At 73.0% G+C, this 10,605-nt stretch carries 9 protein-coding genes and 1 pseudogene; 3 read left to right on the top strand and 7 right to left on the bottom strand.

All coding sequences use genetic code 11. The features are described from left to right. The first annotated feature begins 289 nt into the window (after positions 1-289). Positions 290-1,321, top strand: a complete 1,032-nt coding sequence (glpX, locus tag DKL51_RS26420) for a class II fructose-bisphosphatase (protein WP_109945715.1) — start codon at positions 290-292, stop codon at positions 1,319-1,321. Further along, complete coding sequence (locus DKL51_RS26415; protein ID WP_109945716.1) at positions 1,318-2,289, top strand: DMT family transporter; 972 nt, start codon at positions 1,318-1,320, stop codon at positions 2,287-2,289. Before glpX ends, DKL51_RS26415 begins: the two co-directional genes overlap by 4 nt. 28 nt (positions 2,290-2,317) lie before the next feature. Here the strand turns inward: DKL51_RS26415 and DKL51_RS26410 are convergent, their stop codons facing one another. Then, the gene (locus tag DKL51_RS26410) at positions 2,318-3,250 is read right to left on the bottom strand and encodes an NAD-dependent epimerase/dehydratase family protein (RefSeq protein WP_109945717.1); all 933 of its coding nucleotides are present in this window, start codon (positions 3,248-3,250) and stop codon (positions 2,318-2,320) included. Between the two features lie 145 nt (positions 3,251-3,395). Here DKL51_RS26410 and DKL51_RS26405 point away from each other — a divergent pair, with 145 nt between their 5' ends. After that, positions 3,396-4,091: a TetR/AcrR family transcriptional regulator gene (locus tag DKL51_RS26405; protein ID WP_109945718.1), complete on the top strand. Its 696-nt coding sequence runs from the start codon at positions 3,396-3,398 to the stop codon at positions 4,089-4,091. 24 nt (positions 4,092-4,115) lie between these two features. Here DKL51_RS26405 and DKL51_RS26400 read toward each other — a convergent pair whose 3' ends face one another. The 6 genes and pseudogenes from DKL51_RS26400 to DKL51_RS26375 all read right to left on the bottom strand — a co-directional run. Next, positions 4,116-5,723: a hypothetical protein gene (locus DKL51_RS26400; RefSeq protein WP_109945719.1), complete on the bottom strand. Its 1,608-nt coding sequence runs from the start codon at positions 5,721-5,723 to the stop codon at positions 4,116-4,118. Positions 5,724-5,782: 59 nt separating this feature from the next. Continuing rightward, complete coding sequence (locus tag DKL51_RS26395) at positions 5,783-6,751, bottom strand: NAD(P)/FAD-dependent oxidoreductase (RefSeq protein ID WP_109945720.1); 969 nt, start codon at positions 6,749-6,751, stop codon at positions 5,783-5,785. Positions 6,752-6,860: 109 nt separating this feature from the next. Continuing rightward, positions 6,861-7,520 (bottom strand): rhomboid family intramembrane serine protease, encoded by a 660-nt coding sequence (locus tag DKL51_RS26390; RefSeq protein WP_109945721.1) that lies wholly within the window; start codon positions 7,518-7,520, stop codon positions 6,861-6,863. Positions 7,521-7,636: 116 nt separating this feature from the next. Then, positions 7,637-8,326 (bottom strand): aggregation-promoting factor C-terminal-like domain-containing protein, encoded by a 690-nt coding sequence (locus DKL51_RS26385; RefSeq protein ID WP_109945722.1) that lies wholly within the window; start codon positions 8,324-8,326, stop codon positions 7,637-7,639. A gap of 285 nt (positions 8,327-8,611) precedes the next feature. Next, positions 8,612-10,027: an RNA 5'-3' helicase PhoH2 gene (gene phoH2, locus DKL51_RS26380; protein ID WP_109945723.1), complete on the bottom strand. Its 1,416-nt coding sequence runs from the start codon at positions 10,025-10,027 to the stop codon at positions 8,612-8,614. A 343-nt stretch (positions 10,028-10,370) separates the two neighbouring features. Continuing rightward, positions 10,371-10,605, bottom strand: a pseudogene (locus DKL51_RS26375) (hypothetical protein); the annotation flags it as partial.

Raw genomic sequence — 10,605 nt, 5'->3', positions numbered from 1 at the left:
CGGTCGGCTGGCTGCGCGGGTTCCACCCGCCCATTCTCGCAGCCGGTCGTTCGGCGATGACCGGGCCACCATCGGGGCGGGCGGCGGGCGGGGTCCGGGGCGGTGCCATCCGGCGGCGGATGGGTGGGATATGCCACTCGTACGGGCCGCCCGCCTGGCGGGAACGGCGTCATCCCCGCCCCGACCCAACGTTAGGTTGGCGATCGTGTGAGGATCAGCGACAAAGCCGGCAGTGGCGACGTCCGCATTCTGCCGGTCCACCCCGCACCGTCGCGAGGAGGAAGCCGTCATGACGAACACCAGGACGCGGGTCCCCCAGGATCTCGACCGTAACCTTGCCCTCGATCTGGTCCGGGTCACCGAGGCCGCGGCGATGGCCGCCGGCCGGTGGGTCGGCCGGGGCGACAAGGAGGGCGGCGACGGGGCAGCCGTCGACGCCATGCGCAAGCTGATCAACTCGATCCCGATGCGGGGCGTGGTGGTGATCGGCGAGGGCGAGAAGGACAACGCCCCGATGCTGTTCAACGGCGAGGAGGTCGGTGACGGCACCGGTCCCGAGGTGGATGTGGCGGTCGACCCGATCGACGGCACCACGCTGATGAGCAAGGGCATGCCGAACGCCCTTGCCGTGCTGGCGGTGGCCGAGCGCGGCGCGATGTTCGACCCCAGCGCCGTCTTCTACATGGAGAAGCTCGCCGTCGGCCCGATGTACGCCGACGTGGTGGACATCAACGCCGGGGTGGGCGAGAACCTGCGCCGGATCGCCAAGGTCAAGGGCACGGACGTCTCCGAGGTGACGGTCTGCGTCCTGGACCGGTCCCGCCACGACGACCTGGTCAAGCAGATCCGGCGGGCCGGGGCGGGCATCCGGTTCATCTCGGACGGCGACATCGCCGGCGCGATCGCGGCCGCCCGCGGCGAGTCCGACGTCGACGTGCTGATGGGCATCGGCGGCACCCCGGAGGGGATCACCGCCGCCTGCGCGCTGAAGTGCATGGGCGGCATGATGCAGGCCAAGCTCTGGCCGCGGGACGCCGAGGAGCGGGAGAAGGCGCTCGCCGCCGGGCACGACCTGGACCGGGTGCTGTTCACCGACGACCTGGTCACCGGGGACAACTGCTTCTTCGTGGCCACCGGGGTCACCTCGGGCGACCTGCTGCGCGGCGTGCGCTACCGGGCCGGTGGGGCGTACACCCAGTCGATCGTGATGCGCTCGAAGAGCGGCACCATCCGGGTGATCGACTCGTACCACCGGCTGGAGAAGCTCGCCCTCTACTCGGCCGTCGACTTCGACGGCCGGCCGCTGGCCGAGCAGGAGTGAGTGCCGCCGGGACGGCGGCACCCCCCACGCTGCCGACCGGGCGGCGGATCGCCGGCGTTGGGCTGGCCACCGCCTCCGGGGTCGCGGTGGCCGTCCAGTCCCGGATCAACGGCGAACTCGGCGTACGACTGGCCGACGGGATCGCCGCCGCGGTGGTCTCGTTCGGCCTTGGCCTGCTGCTGCTCCTGGTGCTGGTCCCCGCGACCCCGGGCTTCCGGCGGGGGCTGGTCGCGCTCCGGGGGGCGCTGGCGGACGGATCGCTGCGCCCTTGGCAGTGCCTCGGCGGCGTCTGCGGGGCGTTCCTGGTGGCCACCCAGGGCCTGACCATCGGCACGCTCGGCGTCGCCGTGTTCACCGTGGCGGTGGTCGCCGGGCAGTCCGGCAGCAGCCTGCTGGTCGACCGGGCCGGCGTCGGGCCGGGCGGGCGGCAGCCGGTCACCCCGAACCGGCTGGTCGGCGCGGTGCTCACCGTCGTGGCGGTGCTGCTCGCGGTCGGCGACCGGCTGGGCGACCCGGGCGCCCTGGTGTTGGCCCTGCTACCGCTGCTCGCCGGCGTCACCATCGCGTGGCAGCAGGCGGTGAACGGCCGGGTCCGGGCGGCGTCGGGCAGTGCGCTGGCCGCCACCCTGGTGAACTTCGCGGTCGGCACGGTGGCGCTGCTGGCCACCTTCGCGGTCGAGGTGGCGGTGCGCGGCCGCCCAGCCGGCGGCCTGCCGACCGAGCCGTGGCTCTACCTGGGCGGCGCGATCGGCATCGTCTTCATCGCGCTCGCCGCCGCCATCGTCCGCTTCACCGGCGTGCTGCTGCTCGGCCTGGCCACCATCGCCGGGCAGATCGTCGGGGCCGTCCTGCTGGACCTGGTCCTACCGACGGCGGCCTCGCATCCCGGCCCCACGACCCTGCTCGGCGCGGCGCTGACCATGGTCGCGGTCCTCGTCGCCGCGCTCGGCCCGTCCACTCGGCGGTGAGCACGAGCCCCGGCCGCCGGGGCTCCGGTCACCGTGCCGCCACGGTGGGGCGCAGTCCCGCGACGCTCTCGGCCAGCACCTCGTCGAGCGACGTCGGGGTGATGCCGAAGGTCTCCTGGGCCGCCGTCGAGTCCATCAGGAACGGCCGGTCGAACTGGTAGGCGGTCTCCCGCAACTCCCGGGCCATCGGATTGATCAACCCGCCGAGCCAGAGCGCCCGGTACGGCAGCCGGGTCAGCTTCGGCGCGGGCGCGCCGGCCAGCGCCGCCGCCCGGGCCGCCAGCGCCTGCACGGAAACGGCCGGGGGGCTCGGCACGTGCCAGGGCCGCCCCCAGGCCCGCTCGTCGGCGGCGGCCGCGACGAGGGTACGGGCCACGTCCCCGACGTAGGTGAAGGTGTGCGGCGCGTCCAGGTCGACCGGTACGACCACCCGCCGGCCGGCCATCACCCGCGGCAGCACCATGCTGCCCAGCGAGTTGGCGTCGGCGCCGAGGTAGTCGGAGCCGCGCACCTCGGTGATCCGGGCTCGCCCGGCGCGGTGGGCGGCGAGCGCGTCGGCCCACATCCGGTTGCGTACCCGGCCCTTGGTGCCGGTGGAGGCGAGCGGGGTCGCCTCGGTCATCGGGGCGTCGACCGGGCCGTACCCGTAGAGGTTGCCGACGGTGGCGAGCACCGCGCCGCTGCGCTCGGCGGCGGTGAGCAGCGCCGCAGCCAGTGGCGGCCAGTCGGTCGGCCACCGGTGGTAGGCCGGGTTGGCGCAGTTGTAGAGGGCGGTGGCGCCCTCGGCCAGCGCGGCCAGCCGGTCGGTGTCGGCGGCGTCGGCGGCGACCCGCTCGATGGCCGGGTGCTCGGGGCCGGTGCCCCGGCGGGTCACCACCCGCACCCGCTCGCCGCCCTCGGCGAGGAGCCGGGCGATGGCGGAGCCGACGGGTCCGGCACCGACGATCACGTGGAGAGCCATGGGGAGGTCACCTTCCGAAGCGGGGATCTGATCCGAGAGCAGTGCTCTCGCAACGACGGGACCAGCATGACAGCCCGCGCCTGGGCGCGTCAAGAGCGGTGCTCTCGGTTTTGATTGGCGCTCTCATTCATGGCAGAGTGACGGCATGGTCGCTCACTCGATTCGCGCCCGGGTCCGGGCCGGCATGATCGACGAGATCAAGGCGGTGGCCCGTCGCCACCTGGCCACCGACGGCGCCAACCTGTCGCTGCGGGCGGTCGCCCGGGACATGGGCATGGTCTCGTCGGCGATCTACCGCTACTTCCCCAGCCGGGACGACCTGCTCACCGCCCTCATCCTCGAGGCGTACGAGGCGCTCGGCGACGCGGTGGAGGCGGCCGACAGGTCCTGCGACCGGGACGACCTGCGCGGCCGCTGGCACGCGGTGTGCCGCGCCGCCCGGTCCTGGGCGCTCGCCCACCCCGCCGAGTACGCCCTGCTCTACGGCAGCCCGGTGCCCGGGTACGCCGCCCCCGACGACACCATCGAGCCGGCCCAGCGCCCCCCGCTCGTGCTGGTCGGCATCCTGCGCGACGGAGTCACCAGCGGCCGGCTCACCCCGCCCGACGAGGAGGTGCCCGAACCGGTCCGCGCCGACCTGGCCGAGTTGGCCGCCGGCCTCGTCCCCGGTCTCCCCGAGGCGCTGCTGGCGCGCGGCATGGCCGGCTGGACCCAGCTCTTCGGGCTGATCAGCTTCGAGCTGTTCGGCCGGATCAATCGGGCGCTGCCGCACCGCGACGAGTACTTCGACCACCAGACCGCCCTGATGGCCGACCTGATCGGCCTCCCCCGCGAACCCTGACGGCCCAGCCCGGAGCCCGGCCCCTCAGCCGGTCGGGTAGTTCGGCGCGGGCCACGGCGGGTCCGGCGGGTACCCGCCCCGGAACGGCGGGTAGGGCGGCTCCCGCCGAACCGGCGGCCTCACCAGGCGTCCGGACCGCCAGGCCAACACCAGCCCCGGGACCGTGGCGGCCAGGGCGAGGGGAATGGCGACCCAGGGGTAGACCGGACGCCCGTAGAGCCAACCGACCAGCGGCAGGCCGGGCAGCACCACGCCGAGCGCGGTGGCCGACAGCATCTCGACCAACCAGCGACGGGAGGGCCGGCCCGCGAGCGGCACCAGAACGAAGAGCAGCGCCACCAGAGTGAGCGGCAGCAGCCCGAACGCCGTCATCAAGAAAGCCCCGTTCCCGTCGATGGTCAGCCAGGCCACGGCCAAGGGCAGACCCGCCGCTGCCAGGACCAGACCGGCGCAGACCGGCGACCAGAAACCGACCCCGGCAGCCACCGTCGCCCGACCGCCGGCCACGACCAGGATCAGGCTGCCGAGCGCGAGCAGCAGAGCGAGCACCCGCACCACGTCACTTGCCCGACCCATGGGGGAGGCGTGCTCGAGCGGTAACGCTGCCTCGTCCGGCACGTAACCGACGTCGTCACCGGCGAAACCGATCCGCTCCCACGTACCGTCCGGACGGCGGAGGGCGAAGCCGTCGCGCCCGTTCGCCACCAGGACCGCATGCCGCCCGTCCGCCGTGTCCAGCACGACGAGGCTGCGGGAGGTGAGCTCCCGGCGGTCAAGGTTCGGATACCGACGGCTGAGCAGGTACCGCTGCTTCTCGGTCACCTCCCAGGCCACGTGCCAGGTCCGGCCGCCGTCGTCGCTCCGCTCGACCCCGAGCCGCCCTGACATCACCCGGTAGCAGAGGGTCGGGGTGGCGACCGAGCAGGTGCGCCGCGCATAACCGGCGTTGCGCGCGGAGTTCAGCCAGATCTCGTCGCCGGCCGCGGGCGCGTGCCAGGTGGCCCCGGCGTCGTCGCTGATCGACCACCCGTCCGACGGCTGATACCCGGTGTGGTCGTCGGGCCGACCGGCGAGGAGTCGCCCGTCCACCGCCGCCGCCTGCCCCGCCTCCGGGTAGTGCGCGGCGCTGGTGGCGGCCACCCCGAGCACGGCGACCGGCAGGACGACCAGCAAGCGGACCAGCCGCGCGGATCTCCGCCGTATCGGCTCCCGCCGCGCTCGGCGCCAGGCCCACCAGGCAAGTCCCAGGGCCGGCAGGGCGACCAGGTCGGTACGGTCGGCGCGCACCAGAGACGGGCCGCCGACCGCGCTCCACCCCGCCGAGGCGGCGGCCGCCGCCCACCCACTCGACTTGACCAGCACGAAGCCGGCGGCGACCAGGAAGAGGGCGGTGGTGGCGGCGACGCCGGGACGCAGCCGCGGCGCCAGCAGAGTGGCGAAGACGGCGACCAGCGGCGGAGCGACCAGCAACCCGGCCACGTCGCTGGCCTTTCCCGTCAGGACGCCCGGGTGGAGAGCTTTGAACAGGTGGTCGTTGAGCAGCAGTACGACCAGGGCGAGCACCGAGACCGGATGGCCCAGCCAGGCGAGGGTGGCGCGGGCGCCGTCGGGGGTGGTGGCCGGTCGATTCATACGTGCACGCTGGCAGTCAGGAATATCGATCCGGCTACGCTGCGGCCCTTGATCCGGAATCAGCTTCCGTCGGAGGAGTGGCCCGGGAACAGGTGGGCCGTCGGGTCGATCGCCACGGCCGCGTTGTTCACCGCCGTCGCCGCCTCGCCGAAGCCGGTCGCGATCAGTCGGACCTTCCCCGGATATTCGGTGATGTCGCCGGCGGCGAAGACCCTGGGCAGGTTGGTGGCCATGGCGCTGTCCACCACGATGTGCCGCCGGTCCAGCCGCAGCCCCCACCCGGCCAGCGGACCGAGGTCGGCGGTGAACCCGAGGGCGGCGATCACGGTGTCCACCGGGAGCGTCTCGGTCGCACCACCCCGGACGGCGATCTCCGCGCCGGTCACCGCGTCCTCGCCGTACAGGCGGGTGACCTCGGCGTTGACCACCACCCGGACCGGCAGGGAGTGCACCCGGGCGACGGTCGAGGCGTGTGCCCGGAACTTCTCCCGCCGATGCACCAGGGTCACCGACCGAGCGAGCGGCTGGAGCGTCACCGCCCAGTCGAAGGCCGAGTCGCCGCCACCGACGATCAGCACGTCCCGGCCGGCCAGCTCGGCCGGCTGCGGTACGAAGTAGACGATCCCGGTGCCGACGAAGCTGTCCGCCACCGGCAGTGGCCGGGGCGTGAAGCTGCCCAGCCCGCCGGTGACCAGCACCGCCCCGCAGCGCAGCTCCTCGCCCCCGGCGAGGCCGAGCACCGGCCGGCCGTCGGCGTACGAGAGCTTTTCCGCCCGGGTGCCGAGCAGGTACTCCGGTCCGAAGGGCGCGGCCTGGGCGACCAGGTTCGCCACCAGGTCCCGCCCCTTGATCGCGGGGAAGCCGGCGACGTCGAGGATCAGCTTCTCCGGGTACATCGCGGTGACCTGGCCGCCCGGCTCGGGCAGCGCGTCGACGACCGCGACGGAGAGCCCGCGGAACCCGGCGTAGTACGCGGCGAAGAGCCCGGCCGGACCGGCCCCGATCACGGCGACATCGACCTCGCGCATGGCCTACCGTCACTTTCGCCACGGATCAACGCGTGCTGATGCCGACGGTAGGCGGGCCGGTGGCCCCGGGCAAGCACGTCCCAGGACGGGTCGGACGCCCGGGGACGGGTCAGGGCAGCGTGATCGTCGAGTCCGACGCCGGTGGGGTGGTCAGCTCCGCCTTCCGGCGCCGGAACAGGATCGCCGCGACCACCCCGCCGAGCAGCCCGAACAGGTGCCCCTGCCAGGAGATCCGCTCGTCGGTGGGGAGGATGCCGAGCAGCTGCCAGCCGTAGAGCAGGCCGACCAGCAGGACGACGGCGACGTTCCACCAGCTCCGCTCCACCACGCCCCGGGTGAGCAGGATGCCGAGATAGCCGAAGATGACGCCGCTGGCACCGACCACCACCGAGTTGGGTGAGCCGGTGAACCACACGCCCAATCCGCTGACCAGGATGATGATCAGCGTCGACCAGAGGAACCGGCGGGTGCCGGCGGCGAGCACGAACGTGCCGAGCAGGATCAGCGGCACGCTGTTGCTGTACAGGTGGTTGAAGTCGGCGTGCAGGAACGGCGAGAAGAAGACCCCGTCGAGCCCCTGGAGGCGGTGCGGGATGATCCCGGCGGCGAGGTCGAGGTTGGCGTGCAGCCCGACGTCGAGCGCCTCGATGAGGAAGAGGATCGGCACCACCGCACACATGGCGACGAAGGCCCGGCCCAGCGAGGCGTAGAACGCCTCGGTGCCGAACCGGTGGGGATCGCCCTCGGTCGGGCCGCCGCGCCAGGTCACGTACCAAGAGCTATCAGCAATCGTGGCCGACCGCCACTTGTCCCTCGCGCCACGCCGCACGACGACGACGGCGGGGTGTGTGGACGCCCACACACCCCGCCGTCGTCACTGTCGAATCAGTACCAGCCGGTGCTCTCCGAGTGCTGCCAGGCACCACACGGGTCGTCGTACCGGCCCTCGATGTAGCCGAGGCCCCACTTGATCTGGGTGGCCGGGTTGGTCTTCCAGTCGTCGGCGACCGTCGCCATCTTGCTGCCGGGCAGCGCCTGCGGGATCCCGTACGCGCCGGAGGACTCGTTGTAGGCCTTGTGGTTCCAGCCGCTCTCCCTGGTCCAGAGCTTGTCCAGGCACGGGAACTGATCGATGCCGAAGCCCTCCTGGAGCATCAGCGCGCAGCCGATCTGCCGGTTGCCGCTGTACTCCTCGCAGGAGGTCGGGATCGGGCCGTCGTACGGCTTGGCCGCCTCCTTGGCCGCCGCGTCCGCCGCTTCCCGCTCCTTCTTCCGGGACGCCGCCGCGGCCTCGGCCTCGCGGGCCCGCTCGGCGGCCTCCTTCGCCGCCGCGGCGGCGCGCAGCTTCGCCTGGTACTCGGCGGCCCGCTGCTTGGCCGAGTCCATCTGGTGGTCGGCCTGCCGGTCGCGCTGGTACGCGTACTCCGCCTGGTCGACCTGCAGGCCGACCTGCGCGGTCAGGCCCTCTTGCTGGGTTTGTCGGTCTTCGCCCAGATAGAAGCCGCCGGCAACGCCCACGGAGAGCAGTGCGACGGCGGCCGTGCGGGCGCCGAACCGGCTCCACAGCCGACTCACGAAGTGGTCCCTTCGTCGGGGGCAAGGACACGACGCGACGCGTGGCCATCGGGGGCCGCGTCGGCGTCGCGAGCGCCCCGACCCCGTGGTCGCAGCCGACGAACCGGTGCTCGCCGATCTCCGTCATCCTGTGACGAACGATCCTTGACGATCTTTCCGGTGCGTGGACGCTCGTTGGACACCATTGCGCACAGTGAGGCCGATGGGAAATGCAGGGCGCTAACTGTGATCTGCACCACAAGATGAACGCGGATGAATAAGGACAGAACGGGCACCGACGGGGCGTCAGAGCGGAATGTCCTCCAACAGATCCGTGACCATAGCGGCGATTGGCGAACGCTCCGAACGGCTGAGGGTGACGTGCGCGAAGAGCGGATGACCCTTCAGCGCCTCGATGACCGCGGTCACCCCGTCGTGCCGCCCGACCCGGAGGTTGTCCCGCTGGGCGACGTCGTGGGTGAGCACCACCCGCGAGCCCTGACCGATCCGGGAGAGCACGGTCAGCAGCACTCCCCGCTCCAGCGACTGCGCCTCGTCGACGATGACGAAGGCGTCGTGCAGGCTCCGCCCGCGGATGTGGGTCAGCGGCAGCACCTCGAGGATTCCGCGGGAGGTGACCTCCTCCAGCACGTTCTCGTGCACCACGGCACCGAGGGTGTCGAAGACGGCCTGGGCCCAGGGCGACATCTTCTCCGACTCCGAGCCGGGCAGGTAGCCGAGCTCCTGACCGCCGACGGCGTACAGCGGCCGGAAAACGATCACCTTCTTGTGCCGGCGGCGCTCCATCACCGCCTCCAGCCCGGCGCAGAGGGCCAGGGCGGACTTGCCGGTGCCCGCCCGACCGCCCATCGAGACGATCCCGATCGACTCGTCCAACAGCAGATCGAGCGCGACCCGCTGCTCGGCCGAGCGGCCGTGCACGCCGAACGCCTCCCGGTCGCCGCGGACCAGCCGTACGGTCTTGTCGGGCAGCACCCGGCCAAGCGCCGAGCCGCGGGCGGAGTGCAGCACCAGCCCGGTGTGACAGGGCAGGCCGGCGGCGGCGTCCAGGTCCAGCGTCTCGCCCGCGTACAGCCGGGCGATCTCCTCCTCACCCAGCTCCAGCTCGGCCATGCCGGTCCAGGTGGGATCGCTGGCCTGGCCGTGCCGGTACTCGTCCGCCCGAAGGCCGACCGAGGCCGCCTTCACCCGCAGCGGCATGTCCTTGCTGACCAGGGTGACCTCGCGACCCTCGGCGGCGAGGTTGAGCGCCACGGAAAGGATCCGGGCGTCGTTCGACTCGGTGCGGAAGCCGGGCGGCAGTACCCCGTCGTCGGTGTGGTTGAGCTCCACCCGGAGCGTCCCGCCCTGGTCGTTGGCGGGCACCGGCCGGTCCAGCCGGCCGTGCTTCACGCGGAGTTCGTCGAGCATGCGCAACGACTGCCGGGCGAACCAACCCAGTTCGGGGTGGTGGCGCTTGCCCTCCAGCTCGGAGATGACCACGAGGGGCAGGACCACCTCGTGCTCGGCGAAGCGGTGGAACGCCGCGGGATCGGAGAGGAGAACCGAGGTATCCAGGACGAAGGCCTGGCCGGCTGGTCGGGGCTCCTCGGTGCCGGCGGCCGCGGCCGCCGCCGTACGGCGGCTCCGGGTGCTGCGGCGGGTCGTGGCAGTCGCGGCCGGGGTCTGGTCGGCACCGGCGGGGGTACGGCGAGTGGTCACAGGCCTGCTCCGCGGATGGGCACCCGGCCACCCGTGTTCCGCCTCGTCCGGTGCCCGGTGGACACGGGGTCGGATGCGGGCCCCGTGCGCGAGGTCGCAGATCCGGGCTGGCCGGCTGGCCCGGGAAAGCCCCGTGCCATGCCTAGACGCTAATGGCACGAGGGCCGGTCGGCTAGTGCTGCGACGGGGGCGCGCCGCGACGTTGACAGGAACGGGTACGGCGAACCGGCCGGGATGCATGCCCCCTGCGCACATCCCGGCCGGTGGGACCAGCGTCACCGGTATGACGCGGCCCCGACGGTGCGTGTCCGCCGCGGACGACGCACCGTGTCCATCACGGACCTCAGCCCTGCCGGCGGACCAGGGTCCCGGTCGGGTGCCGTCCGCTGACCGTGCCGACCGGCGCCGCGAACGAGGCTCCGGTGTACGTGGTGCCCTGCCGGTTGGCGATCCGGCCGAGCTGAGCCGTCGCGGTGCCCCGCGAGGACGGGCCCGCGTTCGGCCGGCTGACCGGGACCGGGGCCGAGCCCGGTGTCGCCGTACCGCCGAGCGGAACGGCGGCCGGAGCGACCGCGCCG

It is taken from the genome of Micromonospora globispora, from assembly GCF_003857015.1.
Lineage (GTDB): Bacteria > Actinomycetota > Actinomycetes > Mycobacteriales > Micromonosporaceae > Micromonospora > Micromonospora globispora.
Note: the sequence above shows the minus strand (reverse complement) of the source record. Positions and strands in the feature narration are given on the sequence as shown.